This is a genomic window from Streptomyces sp. NPDC101165, from assembly GCF_044768135.1.
Classification (GTDB): Bacteria; Actinomycetota; Actinomycetes; order Streptomycetales; family Streptomycetaceae; genus Streptomyces.
Genome location: NZ_JBIWPG010000004.1, coordinates 238,129 through 254,636, shown reverse-complemented (window position 1 = coordinate 254,636; position 16,508 = coordinate 238,129). Strand labels below are relative to the sequence as shown.

The following is a 16,508-nucleotide window of genomic DNA, read 5'->3' as shown; positions in this document are numbered from 1 at the left end:
GATTCCTTCCGTGGTGCCGTGGTCAGACGACCAGGCCGCCGTCGATGGCGAAGACCTGTCCGGTGATGTACGAGGCGCGCTCGCCCGCCAGGAACGACACCAGTTCGGCGACCTCCTGCGGCTCGCCGAAGCGGCCCAGCGGGATGCGGCGGGTCATCTCCTTGACGTGCTTCTCGGAGAGCCCACCGGTCATGTCGGTGCCGATGAAGCCGGGGGCGACCACGTTGGCGCGGATGCCGGACCGGCCGGCCTCCTTGGCGAAGGCCTTGGTGAGGCCGATGATCCCGGCCTTGGACGCGGAGTAGTTGGTCTGGGTGGCGTGACCCTCCGCCGCGACCGAGGAGAGCGTGATGACCGTGCCGCGGCGGCGCTTCATCATGGGGAAGGCGAGCGCCTTGACGAAGTGGTACGTGCCGTCGAGGTTGGTGCGCAGGACGGCGTCCCAGTCCTCGTCGGCCATCATCGCCAGATGGCCGTCCCGGACGATGCCGGCCGCGGTGACCAGGACGTCGACCGGGCCGAGCCGGTCCTCGATCTGCTGCACGAAGTCCGCCACGGCGGCCCGGTCGGTCACGTCGACCCGGCGCGCCAGGGCCCGCGCGCCGTGCGCCTCGGCCGCCTTCGCGGCCAGCTCGCCCGCCTGCTCGTTGGACTGGAAACACAGCGCCACGTCGTAGCCGTCCCGGGCCAGCGTCTCCACGACGGCCCGCCCGATACCGCGCGATCCACCGGTGACGAGCGCCACCGGCCTCGGTGTGTCGGACATGGACTTGCCTCTCTCCTAGGAAGTTCGGACCGTTGGTTGCGGAAGTGTCGGGGGTACGGCCGTCAGGCCAGGCGCAGCAGCACCGCGCCCGCGGTGCCGTCGCGGTCGACGGCGGTGACCAGGGTCAGCCGGTCCACCAGTCGCGGGTCGGTCTCCGCCTCGGCGAGGACGGCGGCGAGCTGGAAGGCGGCGGAGGCGGCGCCGGCGTCACCGACCAGGGAGCGGACGGGCAGCCGGTTGCCGGTGAGGCCGTCCAGGGCGGACTCCTCCTGCTTGCCGAGCAGTCCGGGCGGGGTGCCGGGCGCGATCAGCTCCACGTCGTCCGGGGCGGCGCCCGCGGCGGCCAGCACGTCGGCGACACAGCGCTCCAGTGCCGTACCGGCCCGCGCGGTGTCCTGGAAGGCGCGGAAGCGGGAGCCGAGGACGGTGGCGAGGACCGGACGGCCGGACTCCCGGGCGTCCGCCGCGTCCTCCAGCAGGAACAGCGCGGCGCCCTCGCCGAGCGGCTGCGGTGCGGCACCCCCGTGGTCGGCGACCCGCTCCAGGCGGGCACGCTGCACGGAGAACTCCTCGGCCGCGCCCGCCAGCAGCGCCCTGCCGTGTCCGCCGCGCAGCAGCCGGGAGGCGTACTGCAGGGAGAGCAGCGCGGTCGCCGCGCCGCCGGAGACGGTGACGTTGGGGCCCTTGAGGGTGTGCCGGATGGCGCTCTGTCCGGTGGGGCAGTTCATGACGGTGTTGGGGAAGCGTGCCGGGTCGACGAGGTAGGGCTTGTCACCGGTGAGCGCGTCCCGCGTGAAGTCCATGATCGACTGCACGCTGCCGGAGGTGCCGAGGACCAGCCCGGTGGACTCCGGGTCGGCGGCGAGCCCGGTGCCGTACTCCGCGAGGAGCATGCCGACCGTGGTGGCCGCGATGCCGGTGACCCGGTCCATGGAACGGGTGCCCTTGCGGCCCAGTACCGCCTTGATGTCGAAGCCGGGGATCAGCCCGGCCTCCTCGTACGGCACCGGCCAGTCGGCGCCGTCCAGCGGGGCGATCGCACGCCGTCCGGACGCGAGGCCCCCGGCGAAGGCGGCCCTGCCCAGTCCGTACGGCGAGGACACGGCCCAGCCCGATATCACCAGCTCCGCCGGCGGCGCGCCCGTTTCGGCTGCCATGGCGTCCCACTCCCCTCTGTCGTCGTGTGTCGGTGTGCTGTGTCTGTCTCAGGCCGTCTGTCCGAGGCCGTCTGTCTCAGGCCGCGGTCGGCGCGGGTGTGTCCCACCGGCCGAGCACCAGCACGGCGTTGTTGCCGCCGAAGGCGAGGCCGTTGTTCTGCACGACCCTGAGGTCCGCCTCGACGGCCTCGTTGGGCACGCAGTCGACCGCGCACTCGGGGTCGGTGGTGCGGTGGTTGACGGTGGGCGGGATGAAGCCGTCGCGCAGGGCGAGCGCACAGGCCGCCGAGGCGAGGGCGCTGGCCGCGCCCATGGTGTGCCCGATCATCGACTTGATGGAGACGGTGCGCGGCAGTTCCTCGCCGAACACCTGCCGGATCGCGCCGACCTCGGTGACGTCGTTGGCCTTGGTGCCGGTGCCGTGCGCCGAGATGAAGTCGACGTCGGCCGCCTCGATCCCGGCGTTGCGGTGCGCGGCCGTGATGCAGCGGGCGATCGAGTCGCGGTCCGGGGCGACGGGGTGGCTGGCGTCGCAGGACAGCCCGTAGCCGAGCACCTCGGCGTAGATGCGGGCGCCGCGGGCCAGCGCGGACTCCAGCGACTCCATGAGCAGGATGCCGGCGCCCTCGCCGGTCAGGATGCCCTGCCGGTCGGCGTCGAAGGGGCGGCACACGTCGGGTGCGATGGTGCCGAGCCGGTAGAAGCCGGTGAAGGTCTTGCGGCACAGCGCGTCCGCGCCCCCGCACAGCGCCATCTCGACGTCGCCGGAGCTGATCGCGTCGTAGCCGTATCCGACGGCGTAGTTGCCGGCGGCGCAGGCGGTGGGGACGGTGACCGTCTCCACGTCCTCCAGGCCGAGTTCGCGCACGATCCCGGCGGACAGCCGGCCGGGCCACACCCGGCGGGCCACCACGGCGTCGAGCACGTCGTCGCCGCCGTTGACCTGCAGCCCGGTGAGGTGGTCCAGGTCACGGGACTCGCCGTCGGTGGTGCCGACGGAGACCAGCGACCGGACTTCGCGCACCTGCTCCTCGGTGAGGCCGGCGTCGGCCACCGCCATCCGGCTCGCGGCGACCGCGAACTGGGCGGCGCGGCCGAGGTCGTCCGGGGACTGCTCGGTGATCCAGGCCTCGGGGTCGAAGTCGGTGATCTCGCAGGCGTTGGAGTAGGCGAAGCCGGTGGTGTCGAAGGCGGTGATGGGCTTCGCGCCGCTGCGCCCGGCCCGCAGGCCCGCGGCGAACGCGTCCACTCCGGTGCCGATGCTGGTCACCACCCCGAGGCCGGTGACGACCACCCGGTGCCGGGCGCCGGTCACTGGGCCTTGGCCTCGGCGACCACGGCGTAGACGCCGGCGAGGTTGACCATGCGGCTCAGCTCGGACTGCTTCAGGGTGATGCCGAAGGTGCGCTCCAGGGAGGCCAGGATCTCGATGGTGCGCAGCGAGTCGGCGTCGTGCTCCTCCTTGAACAGGCTGGTGTCGGTGACCTCGTCGAGCTCCAGCTCGAGGATGTCGCAGACGATGTCCTTGATCTGGCTCTGCTCGGTCTCGTCCAGGGCGGGGATCTGCGTGGTCATGGGATGCCTCCGTAAGTGGGGATGAAAGGGGGTTCCGTGGTCGATGCCGACCATGCTGGGCGAGCCGGCTATCGATGCCCTATATCGGCCAACTCGCTTGTGCTCTTGGCGGGTTGGGGGAACACGGCGCCGTCCTCCCAGAGGTGGGAGACCCCGCCGAAGTGGCGCCCCACCCAGGCGTCGTCGTAGATCGTGTCGAGATAGCGGTCGCCGCCGTCGGGCAGGATCAGGACGACGTTCGCGCCGGGTTCGACCTGGGGCAGGACGCTCTCCAGCGCCGACACGACCGCACCGGAGGAGCCCCCGGCGAGGATCGCCTCACGCCGCACCAGCCGCCGGCAGCCCACCACACAGTCCAGGTCGGTGACGTGGATGACGTGGTCGGCGTCCGCGGTGCGCAGCAGCTTGGGCCGTACCGAGGCACCGTGCCCGGGCACCAGCCGCTTGCAGTTGGTGGTCGGCCCGAACAGCACACTGCCGACGGCGTCGACGGCGTGCACGGTGGTGGCGAGGCCCGCCTGCCGGATGTACTCGGCGCAGCCGCCCAGGGTGCCGCCGGTGCCGGCGGCCAGGACCAGGTGGTCCACCTGTCCGTCGAGCGCCTCGGCGATCTCCCGCATGGTGGTCAGGTGCGCCTGCCGGTTGAGCGGGTTGGCGTACTGGTCGGGCCAGTACGAGTCGGGGGTTTCGGCCAGCAGTTCGGCCACCCGGCGCAGCCGCGCGGGCAGCAGTTCACCGGTGACCGGGTCCGGATCGCGGACCACTTCGACCTCGGCACCGTAGGCGCGCAGGATCGCGATGTTCTGCTGGGTGGTGCGGGCGTCGACCACGCAGACGAGGCGCAGTCCGAAGTACCCGCAGATCTGGGCGAGTCCGATCGCGAGGTTGCCGGAGCTGGACTCGATCACCGTGGAGCGGCCGGGCACGAGCTCCCCGGAGCGGATCCGGCCCAGCACCATGCCGAGCGCGGAGCGGTCCTTGACACTGCCGCCGGGGTTGAACCGTTCGGCTTTGGCCAACAGCCTGCCGGGGAATCCGGGGACGAGCCGTTCCAGCTCGATCAGCGGGGTTCCCCCCACCGCGGAAAGAATTCCCTTGAGTCCGGCCGGCGGAGTGCCGGGGAGTCCGCCCGGCCCCGGGGCAACGGCATTCCCGTCTTCGTACGGCATCTGATGCAGCCATCCTCTGCTGGGAGTTGCGGGGCGGTTTCTATGCCAACCGACAATCGCCGGGCCGCCTATACCTCACCCATACAAAGCTGCTCAAGCCGAGATTCCAGCCATCTATAGAAGCGGCATAGCCGGCCCTCCGAATCTGGCGTGGAATCGCTCGACAGCGTCGGGACGAATGTGCTCCCGACCCACCCGACCAGGAGAGAGAGCCCCGCATATGACCGATACCGACTCGCGTATCCGTAAGGTCGTCATCCTCGGCGGCGGTACGGCCGGCTGGATGACCGCGGCCTATCTGGGCAAGGCGCTGCAGGGCACCGTGGACATCCAGGTGCTGGAGGCTCCCGCCATTCCCCGGATCGGCGTGGGCGAGGCCACCGTTCCCAATCTGCACCGCGTGCTCTTCGACTATCTCGGGATACCCGAGGAGGAGTGGATGCGTGAGTGCAACGCCAGTTTCAAGATGGCGGTGCGCTTCGTCAACTGGCGCACGCCGGGCCGGGGCGAGCCCGAGGCCCGCACGCTGGACGACGGCCGGCCGGACCACTTCTACCACCCGTTCGGCATCCTGCCGGACCACGACAACACGCCGTTGTCGCAGTACTGGTTCAAGAACAAGCACGAGGGCCGCACGGACCTGCCGTTCGACTACTCCTGCTTCCGCGAGCCCCCGGCGATGGACGCCAAGCTCTCCCCGAAGTGGCTCGACGGCACCCCCTCCACCCGCTACGCCTGGCACTTCGACGCGGCGCTGGTCGCCGACTTCCTGCGCCGGTTCGCCACCGACAAGCAGGGCGTCGAGCACGTCCAGGACGAGATGGTGCAGGTCGAGCAGGACGAGCGCGGGTACGTCACCGCGCTGCACTGCAAGTCCGGGCGGGTGCTGGAGGCGGACCTGTTCGTGGACTGCTCGGGCTTCCGCGGGCTGCTGATCAACAAGGCCCTGGGCGAGCCGTTCCTGGACATGAGCGACCACCTCATGTGCGACAGCGCGGTCGCCACCGCCGTTCCGCACGACGACGAGGCGAACGGCGTGGAGCCGTACACCTCCGCCATCGCGATGTCCTCCGGCTGGGCCTGGAAGATCCCGATGCTGGACCGCTTCGGCACCGGCTACGTCTACTCCAGCAAGTTCACCTCGCAGGACGAGGCGACCCGGGAATTCTGCGAAATGTGGAACCTGGACCCGGCCGAGACCAAGTTCAACCACGTCCGTTTCCGGGTCGGCCGCAACCGTCGCGCCTGGGTCAACAACGTGGTGAGCATCGGCCTCGCCTCCTGCTTCCTGGAGCCGCTGGAGTCGACCGGCATCTACTTCATCACCGCCGCCATCTACCAGCTCGCGAAGCATTTCCCGGACCGCACCTTCAACCCGGCGCTCGTCGACAGTTTCAACAACGAGATCGAGGTGATGTTCGACGACACCCGAGACTTCATCCAGGCACACTTCTACTACGCCCCGCGCAACGACAGCCCGTTCTGGCAGGCCCAGAAGGAACTGACGCTGCCGGAGAACATCCAGAAGAAGATCGCGGCCTACAAGGCGGGCCTTCCGATCAATTCCCCGATCGCCGACGAGTCCACGTACTACGGCAATTTCGAGGCGGAGTTCCGCAACTTCTGGACCAACGGCAGCTACTACTGCATCTTCGCCGGCCTGGGTCTGGAACCCGACACCCCGTTGCCGGCCCTCGCCCACAAGCCGGAGTCCGTGGCGGGTGCCGAGCCGCTGTTCGAGCAGGTTCGGCAGCAGCAGGAGCACCTGCTGCAGACCCTCCCCAGCACCTACGACTACCTGCGCCGGCTGCACGGCAAGTAAGAGCCAGCACCGCACGGCGGTGCCCGTCGCTCCTGGCGGCGCGGCACCGCCGGCCTCTCACGGACAGGAGTCCTCCTGCATGAGCACATCCCTGAGCACGTCGTCCGGCAACACCGACATACGCCCGCTGATGTCCTGCTTCCCGTCCGGGGTCTCCGTCGTCACGGCGCTCGACGCCGACTCCGTCCCGCGCGGGATGACCTGCAGCTCGCTGGCGAGCGTGGCCCTCGACCCGGCGACCCTGGTGGTCTGCCTGCGCACCGCGGGGCCGACCCTGCAGGCCGCCCTGGAGAGCGGCCGGTTCGCCGTCAACCTCCTGGACGAGCGGGCCCGCGCATTCTCCGACCTGTTCGCCTCCGGCAACGCCGACCGCTTCGAGCGCGCCGAGTGGCGGCTGCCCCTGGGCGCCGGCGGCCCCCATCTGACCGGGGCGGCGCTGGCCGTCGCGGACTGCGAGGTCGCGCAGACGGTCGAGGTCGGCGACCACACGGCCGTCTTCGGCCGGGTCACCGGAGTCACGCTGGCGGACGCGGGCGAGCCCCTGCTGTACGGCCGCCGCCGGTACGCCCGCTGGTCGGTGGCGACCAGCCCGCCGGCCGAGGCCGCCACCGAAGTGCCCCTGCCCACCACCCTGGAAGGGGACGCCCGTGTCGGCACCCGCCTTTGACCCGTTGCCCGACCTGCTGATCGCGGTACCGGTGGTGATCGCCGCGTGCCGTGCGGGCGCGGGCCTGTTCCGGCGGCTGGGCCAGCCCCCGGTGATCGGCGAGATCACGCTGGGCATCCTGCTCGGCCCGTCCCTGCTCGGCTGGCTCTCACCGTCGTTCCAGCACTGGCTCTTCCCGCCCGAAGTGCTGCCGTACATCGGCGCGCTGGGCAATCTGGGGCTGCTGGCGTTCATGTTCCTGGTCGGCCTGGAGCTGGACTTCTCGGCGCTGCGCGGCCACAGCCGCTCCGCGGTGGTCGTCTCTCAGGCCAGCATCGCGCTGCCGCTGGCGCTCGGTTCGCTGCTCGCGCTCGGCATGTACGGCACGTTCGCCCCCGAGGGCGTGGGCCGGCTGCCGTTCGTCCTGTTCATCGCCGTGTCGATGAGCATCACCGCGTTCCCCGTGCTGGCCCGCATCCTCACCGACCGCGGCATGTACACCACCCGGCTGGGCTCGCTGGCGATGGCCTGCGCGGCCGTCGACGACGTGACCGCCTGGTGCCTGCTGGCGGTGGTGGCGGCGGTCGGCGCGAGCGGCTCCCTGCAGGACGCTGCGCTGACGGCACTGTGGTCGGTGGTGTTCCTCGCGGTGATGCTGCTGGTCGTACGGCCGCTGCTGGCGAGGGCTGCCGAGCGGGCGTCGCGGGCGGTGGAGTCCACCGTCCTGGTGGTGCTGTTCAGCGGCCTGTGCCTGTCGGCCTTCGTCACCGACCGGATCGGCATCCACGCCCTGTTCGGCGCGTTCCTGTTCGGTGTGGTGACCCCGCGCGGCTCGCGCACCGTCGAGATCTCCGCGGCCCGGCTGCGGGCGTTCACCGTCCCGGTGCTGCTCCCGCTGTTCTTCGTCAGCACGGGCCTGAAGACCGACGTGGCCCTGCTCAGCGGCGACTCCACCCAGTGGCTGTGGGCGGCGGCGGTGCTGGCGGTGGCCGCTCTCGGCAAGTGGGGCGGCAGCACGGCCGCGGCCCGGCTGGCCGGCGAGACCTGGCGGGACGCGATGTCCATCGGCGCGCTGATGAACTGCCGCGGCCTGACCGAGCTGGTGGCCCTCAACCTCGGCCTTCAGCTGGGCGTGATCGGCCCTGCCCTGTTCACGATCCTGGTCCTGATGGCCCTCCTCACCACAGCGATCACTTCTCCTGCGCTCACCTGGTTCCGTCGCGTGCCCGTGCCGGACACCCCGCAGGAGGCGGGAGCCTCTGCGCACCGGCCTGCAGAACCCAGCCCGTCCGGCGTTTGATGACGAGGCCCTTTCAGGGCCGATACGGAGATCCAGGGGCGAAGCCCCCGGGGGCGGTCACGCCGACCCCGGGGGCCCACTCATGCGGCCGGTGCCAGCGCCCTCTCCCCGCTCACCCGCACCCACCGCTCCAGCGTCGCCCGAGCGGCCCCGCAGTCCACAGCCTCCGCAGCCAGATCCAGCGCCGCACCGATCCTCTCGGTCACCGTACGACCGCCGGCGTCCTCCACAGCCGCCAGCGCAGCCGCCGCCGACAGCAGCACCGCATCCCGCACGGGACCAAGTTCACCGTCCAGCACCCGTAGCGCGACCTCCGCGTTGTGCACGGCGTCGCCACCCCGCAGCGCCTCGACCGGTGCGAGCGCGACACCGACGTCCCGCGGGTCGAAGACCTCCTGCCGCAGCTGGCCCCCGGCCACCGAGAACACGGTGGACGTGGTCGTCACCGTCAGCTCGTCGAGCCCGTCGTCGCCCCGGAACACCAGCGCGGTGGCCCCCCGCCGCGCCAGTACCCCGGCGACCAGCGGCAGCAGCCGCGGGTCGGAGACCCCCACCGCGTGCGCCGCGGGAGCCGCCGGATTGGTCAGCGGTCCCAGGGCGTTGAACACGGTCGGAATGCCCAGCGCGCGCCGTGCCCCGGCCGCGTGCCGCATCGCCGGATGGAAGTCGGGGGCGAAGCAGAAGGTGATCCCGGCCTCCTCCGCCACCGCGGCGACCTGCCCCGGCGGAATCCTGAGACTCACGCCGAGCCGCTCCAGTACGTCTGCCGACCCCGAGGCCGAACTCGCGGCCCGGTTGCCGTGCTTGACGACCCGTACGCCGGCGCCCGCCGCCACGATGGCGGCCATGGTGGAGATGTTGACGGTGTTCGCCCCGTCTCCCCCGGTACCGACCACATCGACGGTCCTCCCCGGCACGTCGATGCGCACGGCGTGCGCCATCATTCCCCGTACGAGCCCCTCCAGTTCGCCGACCGTCTCCCCCTTGGCGCGCAGGGCGACCAGGAAGCCGGCGATCAGGGCGTCCGGGGCCTTGCCCCGCATCACCTGGTCCATGACCCACGCGGTGTCCGCGCCGGACAGGTCACGGCCGTTCAGAACGGACCCGAGCAGTGCGGGCCAGGAGCGTTCCGTCCGCTCCGTCTCAGTGCCTGTGCTCACAGGTACTCTCCTTCGGTCCGTGGTTCGGCCCGTCGCCCCGGCCTAGCTCCAGGGGTCCACGCCGTCGGTGCCCAGCGTCACCGTGACCCCGTCACCGGAGACCACGACGCCGGCCTGAACCCCGTCCGCGGTGGTGACCGCGACCGGCCGCTCCTGCGCCTCGGCGTGGTCGGCGCCCGCCACCGCGGTAAAAACGGCGCCCGCGGTCAGCGCCGCAAGGACGAGAGCCTGGAGCTTGTTCTTCCGAGCGGACTTGACGAGCTGCATTTTCGTCTCCCGTTGGGTTTTCATTGCTGCGGTTCGTTCCGACAGCAAGAAATCTATGGGGGTGCCGCTTCGCTTTATTATCGGCCGAGCTTCGCCCCCGCACACCCGGCGATAACGACGATATACATGCAGGTCAGAGGCGGTCCACGAGAATACGGACCATTGAATTCCGATACCCCGGAAGTGGAATCGGCACCGGTACGGGTAATTCCGCACACGGTGCCGTTAATTCCGCTCGTCAAGCGACCCGCTCCACCGTCGCCGCACCCCTCAGAAAGTTCTCCAGCAGCCGCAGCCCGCCGAGCGTGGTCACCGACTCGGGATGGAACTGGACGCCCTCGACGGGCAGTTGCCGGTGTCGGAGTCCCATGACATACCCGTCGTCCACGGCCCGCGCGGTCACCGTCAGCTCCTCGGGCAGCGGCTCGGCGACGATCAGCGAGTGATACCGGGTGGCGGTCACCTCGGTGCCGAGCCCGGTGAACACCCCGGCCCCGTCATGGGTGACCGGGCTGGTCTTGCCGTGCTTGAGCCGCTCGGCGACGGCCACCTCGGCCCCGTAGGCGAGCCCGATGGCCTGGTGGCCCAGGCAGATGCCGAGCAGCGGCACCCGCCCGGCGAAGGCGTGCACGAGTTCCACGTGCCCGGAGTCGGCCGGATGCCCGGGCCCCGGTCCGAGGACCACCGCGTCCGGTACCCCGGCCAGCAGCTGCTCCGGTGTACGGGTACCCGAGCGCACCACCTCGGTGCGGGCGCCGAGGGTGCGCAGGTACTGGTCGATGATGTGGGTGAAACTGTCGTAGGCGTCTACGAGCAGGACGTTCACGGCAGCAGCTCCTCACCGGTCAGCGCCCAGTAGGCGGCGCCCATCTTGTGCAGCGTCTCGCGCCACTCCGCCTGCGGGTCGGAGTCGGCGACGATGCCCGCGCACGCCTGTGTGGAGTACGTCGTCCCGTCGTGGGCGACGGTACGGATGCACAGCGCGAGCCTGGACCAGCCGCGTACGTCGACCAGGCCGACGGCGCCTGCGTACATGCGCCGCGGCTCGCTCTCCAGCTCCTCGATGATCTCCATGGCGCGGATCTTCGGCGCGCCGGTGACCGTGCCGGCCGGGAAGGTGGCGCGCAGCGCGGACCAGGTGTCCTCGCCGGGCGCGAGCCGCCCCTCGACGCTGGAGACCAGATGGAAGACGTGCGAGTACGTCTCGACCGTCATCAGCCGCTCCACGGCCAGCGTGCCCGGCCGGGACACCCGGCCGATGTCGTTGCGGCACAGGTCGACCAGCATCACGTGCTCGGCGCGCTCCTTCTCGCTGGCCCGCAGGGCGGCGACGCGGGGGCCGTCGACGGCCGGGTCGCCGCTGCGCGGGGTGGTGCCGGCGATGGGCCGCATCACGATCCGGTCGCCGCGGGTGGCGAACAGCACCTCGGGGCTGGCGCCGATGAGGGTGGTCCCGCCGCGCGGCACGAGGTACATGTGCGGGGACGGGTTGCGGTGCCTCAGCCGCCGGTAGACGTCGAGCGGGGCCAGGTCGCTGGTGACGTCGATGCGATGGCCGATCTGGATCTGGTAGATGTCCCCGACCCGGATGTGCCCGAGGCAGCGTTCGACGTTCTCCAGAAACGCTTCCTCGTTGGTGCTGTCGTGCACCGCGTGCGGCGCGGGCGCCTCGGGTACGGCACCGGGCACCGCCCGCAGCCCGGCGACGGCCGCCACGACCGTGCCGGGATCGGCGGGCGGGAAGTCCTCGCTGTGCGCGGTGCGCAGCGCGACCGTGCCGGCGGCACCGTCGTAGTGGACGACCTCGCGGAACAGGGTGAGCACCAGGTCGGGTCCGCCGTCGGCGGTGCGCCGCGGCAGCCGCTCCATGTGCCAGGCGGCGCCGTAGCCGACGGTGGCGAGGAACCCGAAGGCATAGGTGTCCGCGGGGACCGCGGTCTCGACAGCGAAGGCGCGCTCGGCGGCCCGCAGCAGCTCCCACACCTGGTCGTCGGAGGCGAGCGCCCGGGCCCCGCCCGGCAGCGGGGCGAGGTCCAGGGCGTCGGCGGCGGTGAGCAGCGCGTCCACCACCGGGGCGATGCCGTCGACCGTGACCCGGTCGGCGTGCACCTGGAGTTCGGCGAGCCGGCCGTGGCCGACGAGGGAGTCCCCGCCCTCCAGTTCGGGCGCCTCCAGGCTCTCCAGGAGGAACACCTCGCCGTCACCGAGGCGTTCGCGCAGGGTGTCGTACAGGGCGAGCGGGTCGTGCGGGGGCAGCGGGGTCTCGTCGACGCGGACGGCAACGGGCCGGCGCCGGGTGCCGGCCGCGTGGGGCGGTGGGTCGAGCAGGGTGGTCACGGGTGGGGCCCCTTCCTCGGGGTGGTCCGGTCAGGAGTGCGCTCAGCCGTAGCGGCGCAGCTCGTGGAAGAAGTCGGGCTGGACGGAGAGTTCGCCGGAGGCGTGCAGGGTGTCGTACACGTGCTTGCCGAGCGCGAGGTCCAGCACGCCGAGGCCGAACGGGGAGAAGAACACCGGCCGGTCGGCGGGTACGGCCCGCTCGCCGGTGAGGACGTCGCACAGGGTGCCGTCGATGAACTCCCGGCCGCCGGTGAGCTGTTCGGCCAGGTGCGGGGAGGTGTCGGCCTTCAGGCAGTGCTCGATGTCGTCGACGAAGTTGGCGCCGGTGAGGATCACCTCGGGCGCGAGGTCGCGCAGCGATACATGCAGCACCAGCGGGTGGTGACCGAACCAGCCGGGGTCGGTGATGTGGGGGGTACCGGCGATGGTGGCGAAGACGATCAGGTCGCTGCCGCGGACCAGGTCCTCGGCCTTCTCGTGCACGGTGACCCGGCCGCCGTCCGCCGCGCCCTCCAGGTAGCCGGCGAATCCGGCCGCGTGCTCGGCCGACAGGTCGTGCACACCGATCTCGTCGAACCGCCAGCCCGTACCGGCCAGGTACTGATGGACGTAGCGGGCGATGAGTCCGGTGCCGACGAACCCGATCCGCCGGGGCCGCTCGCCCCGTCCCCGGCTCAGCGCGTCCGCGGCCAGCGCCGCCGAGGCCGCCGTACGGGCCGCGCTGATGATGGAGCTCTCCAGACAGGCCAGCGGATAGCCGGTGTCGTGGTCGTTGAGGATCAGCACGGCGGAGGCGCGCGGCAGTCCGGCGGCCACGTTCTCGGGGAAGCTGGAGATCCACTTCAGCCCGTCGACGCGGACCTCGCCGCCGATCGACGCGGGCAGGGCGATGATCCGGGAGGCCGGGCGGTCGGGAAAGCGCAGGAAATAGGACGGCGGATTGACGGTGTCACCGGCGCCGTGGACGCGGTACGCCGTTTCGATCAGGCCCACCACCTCCCGGTACCGGCCGTCGAGTACCCGGTGGACCTGGGCCCCGGAAATCACCGCGAAGGAAGGCGCCTTGGCAACGGGCGGCATCTTGTACTCCACACTTCGGCTGACGTCTGTCCCAGCCGAAAGTAGGCACGTCGCTTATCGGCTGATTATTGGGCGTCTACATCACGTGCTGCGGTACTGGACGTGCTGCGGAACAGGACGTGCTGCGGTACGCGGTGCAGGACGTGCGGCCGATCTGGACGTGCGGCATTACGCGGTACAGGACGTACACGGGACGACTGTCAGCCGGAGGCGTTCCGGCCCGGCTGCTCGTCCAGCCGGGACAGCAGCCGCTCGGCCTGCGCGCGCCACCGGGGCGAACCCGTGCGCAGGAACACGGCGTGGGCCGCGCTCGCCCGCTCCCGGGCGGAGTCGAGCCGGCCCTGGCGGGAGCGGGCCTCACCGAGAACGAGGTTGATCTGGCCGTCGACGAGCGGGCTGTCGATGCGTTCGACGACGTCCAGGGCCTCCGAGAGGGTCGCCTCGGCGGCGTCCACGTCACCCGCGCCGAGCCGGGCCTCGCCGAGACCGAGCAGGGCGTAGGCGAGACCGACCAGATCCGATTTGGCCTGAACCAGCTCGATCACCTGCAGAAACGCTTCTTCTGCTTTCGGGAAATCGGAGCGGGCCAGATGCACCCGGCCGAGCCGGTGGATGGTCTGTGCGACGCCCCGCTTGCTGCCCCGGTCGATCGACTCCATGATCCGCACGGCCTCGACCCCCAGCTTCATCGCCAGCTCGGTGTTGCCCCGCTCCAGCTCTATCTGGGCCATGTTGTCCAGCGCGTGCGCCTCGGAGGAGACGTCGCCGACCGTGCGGAAGATGTCGCCCGCACGCTCCAGCCGGGTCATGGCGAGGTCGAGGTCGCCGCTGAACCGCTCCAGGATCGACAGGTTCCGCAGGTTCAGCGCCTGCCCGTGCGGCTCCCCGGCCTCCTCGAACAGCTCCATCGCCTCGGTGTACCGGGCGTGCGCCTCGGCCAGCCGCCGGTAGGACTGGGCGACCCCGCCGAGCTGGTGCAGCATGGCCGCCTGGCCGAGCAGGTTGCCGCCGCGCCGGGCCGCCTCCAGCGCGACCTCGGCACACTCCCGCCAGTCCTCCAGATAGTGCCGGGTCTCGAAGAGCACGGCGGCGGACACCGTCAGGTCCCAGGCGAGGTCCTCCATCTCCAGCTCCGCCGCCTGCGCCACCGCGGCCACCAGCGACAGCCGCTCGGCCTCCAGCCACTCCAGCGGCGAGGAGAGCAGCTCGTCGGTGTGGATACGGTCGAGGGGGCGGCGGGACGCGGGGCTGTGCACCACGCTGAAGTGGCCGCCGTACTCCCGCCGGTGGGCCTCCTCGGCGAGGGCCAGCCAGGTGCGGAACGCCCGCTCCCGGGCGACGCGCTGCTCCGGCTCGGGCTCCTCGGCCTGGGCCCGTTCGCGGGCGTACAGCCGCATCAGGTTCTGCAGCCGGTAGCGCAGCCGACCGGTCGCGTCGACCCCGACGACCTCCAGGAACTGCGCGTCGACCAGATCCTCCATGAGCCGCTCGGCGTCCAGCACGTCGACGTCGAGCAGCGCGCCGCCCACCCAGGCGGCGAAGTCCGGTACGTCCAGCAGACCGAGGCGCCGGTAGAGCCGGGCCGTGTCGTCCGGGAGATAGCGGTACGACAGCTCGAAGCTGGCCCGCACCTGCGCCGCGCCCTGGCTCAGCTCGTCCAGCCGGCGCCGCTCGTCGCCCAGCCGGGTCACCAGGTGCCGTACGGTCCAGTGCGGTTTGGAGGCGAGCCGGGCGGCGGCGATGCGCAGCGCCAGCGGCAGCCGGTCGCACAGGTCGGCGAGACGCCGCGTGTCGGCGCGGGCGGAGTCGATGCGCTCCTCGCCGACGATCCGCCCGAGCAGCTCCACGGCGTCGTCCCCGGGCAGCACCCCGAGGTGGACCCGGGCGTCCTGCGGCCAGGTGACCAGCTCCTCCAGCTGCTCCCTGCTGGTCACCAGCACGGCGCAGCCGCCGCTGCCCGGCAGCAGGGGCTGGATCTGGGCGAAGGAGCGGACGTTGTCGAGCACCAGCAGCACCTGCCGCTCGGCGAGCACGCTGCGGTAGAGCGCGACGAGGTCCTCGGTCTCGGTGGGGATCTGGTCGCTGGGCACCCCGAGCGAGCGCAGGAACCTGCTCATCGCGTCACGGGCCGGGGTCGGCTCGTGGTGTTCGTCGTAGCCGCGCAGGTCGGCGAAGAGGCGGCCGTCCGGGAAGTGCTGGGCGGCGCGGTGCGACCAGCGCACGGCGAGGCCGGTCTTGCCGACGCCGGCGATGCCCGTGATCAGCCCGATGGCGGGCCCGTGCTGCCGGTCGCGGCTCGCGACCAGCGTGTCCAATAACGCGAGTTCCACTTGACGCCCGGTGAAGCCGGGGACGTCCGGCGGGAGTTCGGAGGGGACGACGAGGGTGTCGGCGCGCAGCGCGTCGCTCGCCGGTACGGCCGGTGCGGGCGCCAGCGACGGGTCGTCGCGCAGGATCGCGTCGTGCAGCCCTTGCAGGTCCGGGCCCGGTTCCATGCCCAGTTCCTCGATGAACTGGGCGCGTGCCTCCCGGAAGGTGGCCATCGCCTCGGCCCGCCGGCCGGATCGGTACTGGGCGAGCATCAGATGGTGCCGGGTCCGCTCCCGCAGCGGCTGTTCACGGACCACGGAGGTGAGTTCGGGCACCAGGTCGTGGTGGTTGCCCAGTTCCAGCTGGACGGCGGTGGCGTCGTCGTAGGCGTTGAGGCGGTGGCCCTCCAGGCGGGCGGCCTCGTCCTCGACCAGGGAGCTGGAGATGCCGGCGAAGGCGGGACCCCGCCATAACGCGAGGGCCTGGGTGTAGGCCCCGGCGGCCTCGGGGAGCCGGCCCTGCTGCACGGCGGTCTCGGCGGTCTTCACCAGCCGGGTGAACTCCAGGACGTCCACCGAGTGGCCGTCGGGTCTGAGCAGATAGCCGGGGTGGGCGGTGACGATGGTGTCCTCGGCCGCGCCCTGGCTCTTGAACGTCTTGCGCAGTGCGGCGATCACGATGGCGATCTGGGTGCGGGCGGTGGCCGGCGGGTGGTCGTTCCACACGGCGTCCACGAGGGTGTCCACCGGGACGATCCGGCCCGAGTTGAGCAGCAGCAGAGCGAGCACCGTTCGCTGACGCGCACCGCCGATCGGCAGACTTCGGCCATGTGACGTCACCGTCACGGGCCCGAGTACCTCGAACCTGAGCCGCTCGCCCACGGATGTTCCCCCAGAACTTCCATCCCTACGTCCCGTCA

Annotated in this window: 14 protein-coding genes; 3 read left to right on the top strand and 11 right to left on the bottom strand. The window is 71.5% G+C overall.

Translation table 11 applies throughout. The features are described from left to right. Positions 1-22: 22 nt before the first annotated feature. The 5 genes from fabG to sbnA form a co-directional block, all read right to left on the bottom strand. On the bottom strand, positions 23-766 hold the full coding sequence (fabG, locus tag ACIRVH_RS10290) for a 3-oxoacyl-ACP reductase FabG (RefSeq protein ID WP_403950466.1): 744 nt from the start codon (positions 764-766) through the stop codon (positions 23-25). 62 nt (positions 767-828) lie between these two features. After that, entirely contained in the window at positions 829-1,923 is a 1,095-nt protein-coding gene (locus ACIRVH_RS10285; RefSeq protein WP_403950465.1) for a beta-ketoacyl synthase N-terminal-like domain-containing protein, read from the bottom strand. A 76-nt stretch (positions 1,924-1,999) separates the two neighbouring features. Continuing rightward, entirely contained in the window at positions 2,000-3,238 is a 1,239-nt protein-coding gene (locus ACIRVH_RS10280) for a beta-ketoacyl-[acyl-carrier-protein] synthase family protein (RefSeq protein WP_403950462.1), read from the bottom strand. Further along, the gene (locus tag ACIRVH_RS10275) at positions 3,235-3,498 is read right to left on the bottom strand and encodes an acyl carrier protein (protein WP_097252620.1); all 264 of its coding nucleotides are present in this window, start codon (positions 3,496-3,498) and stop codon (positions 3,235-3,237) included. Before ACIRVH_RS10275 ends, ACIRVH_RS10280 begins: the two co-directional genes overlap by 4 nt. Positions 3,499-3,566: 68 nt before the next feature. After that, positions 3,567-4,577 (bottom strand): 2,3-diaminopropionate biosynthesis protein SbnA, encoded by a 1,011-nt coding sequence (gene sbnA, locus ACIRVH_RS10270; protein ID WP_403950459.1) that lies wholly within the window; start codon positions 4,575-4,577, stop codon positions 3,567-3,569. A gap of 310 nt (positions 4,578-4,887) precedes the next feature. On the opposite strand from sbnA, the gene ACIRVH_RS10265 reads away from it, so the two are divergent. The 3 genes from ACIRVH_RS10265 to ACIRVH_RS10255 all read left to right on the top strand — a co-directional run bounded on the left by ACIRVH_RS10265 (position 4,888) and on the right by ACIRVH_RS10255 (position 8,435). Continuing rightward, entirely contained in the window at positions 4,888-6,489 is a 1,602-nt protein-coding gene (locus tag ACIRVH_RS10265; protein WP_403950456.1) for a tryptophan halogenase family protein, read from the top strand. 79 nt (positions 6,490-6,568) lie between these two features. Beyond that, positions 6,569-7,156, top strand: a complete 588-nt coding sequence (locus ACIRVH_RS10260) for a flavin reductase family protein (protein ID WP_403950454.1) — start codon at positions 6,569-6,571, stop codon at positions 7,154-7,156. Continuing rightward, on the top strand, positions 7,137-8,435 hold the full coding sequence (locus tag ACIRVH_RS10255) for a cation:proton antiporter (RefSeq protein ID WP_403950452.1): 1,299 nt from the start codon (positions 7,137-7,139) through the stop codon (positions 8,433-8,435). The genes ACIRVH_RS10260 and ACIRVH_RS10255 overlap by 20 nt, the downstream gene beginning before the upstream one ends. 80 nt (positions 8,436-8,515) lie before the next feature. On the opposite strand, the gene trpD is transcribed toward ACIRVH_RS10255, so the two are convergent. The 6 genes from trpD to ACIRVH_RS10225 all read right to left on the bottom strand — a co-directional run bounded on the left by trpD (position 8,516) and on the right by ACIRVH_RS10225 (position 16,470). Continuing rightward, positions 8,516-9,595, bottom strand: a complete 1,080-nt coding sequence (trpD, locus tag ACIRVH_RS10250; RefSeq protein WP_403950450.1) for an anthranilate phosphoribosyltransferase — start codon at positions 9,593-9,595, stop codon at positions 8,516-8,518. A gap of 42 nt (positions 9,596-9,637) precedes the next feature. Then, entirely contained in the window at positions 9,638-9,862 is a 225-nt protein-coding gene (locus tag ACIRVH_RS10245; protein ID WP_403950447.1) for a hypothetical protein, read from the bottom strand. A gap of 238 nt (positions 9,863-10,100) precedes the next feature. Next, complete coding sequence (locus ACIRVH_RS10240; protein WP_403950444.1) at positions 10,101-10,688, bottom strand: anthranilate synthase component II; 588 nt, start codon at positions 10,686-10,688, stop codon at positions 10,101-10,103. Further along, complete coding sequence (locus ACIRVH_RS10235; RefSeq protein WP_403950442.1) at positions 10,685-12,199, bottom strand: anthranilate synthase component I family protein; 1,515 nt, start codon at positions 12,197-12,199, stop codon at positions 10,685-10,687. Before ACIRVH_RS10235 ends, ACIRVH_RS10240 begins: the two co-directional genes overlap by 4 nt. Before the next feature lie 42 nt (positions 12,200-12,241). Further along, positions 12,242-13,279 (bottom strand): 2,3-diaminopropionate biosynthesis protein SbnB, encoded by a 1,038-nt coding sequence (gene sbnB, locus ACIRVH_RS10230; RefSeq protein ID WP_403950439.1) that lies wholly within the window; start codon positions 13,277-13,279, stop codon positions 12,242-12,244. 200 nt (positions 13,280-13,479) lie between these two features. Further along, positions 13,480-16,470 (bottom strand): BTAD domain-containing putative transcriptional regulator, encoded by a 2,991-nt coding sequence (locus ACIRVH_RS10225; RefSeq protein WP_403950436.1) that lies wholly within the window; start codon positions 16,468-16,470, stop codon positions 13,480-13,482. Positions 16,471-16,508: the final 38 nt, after the last annotated feature.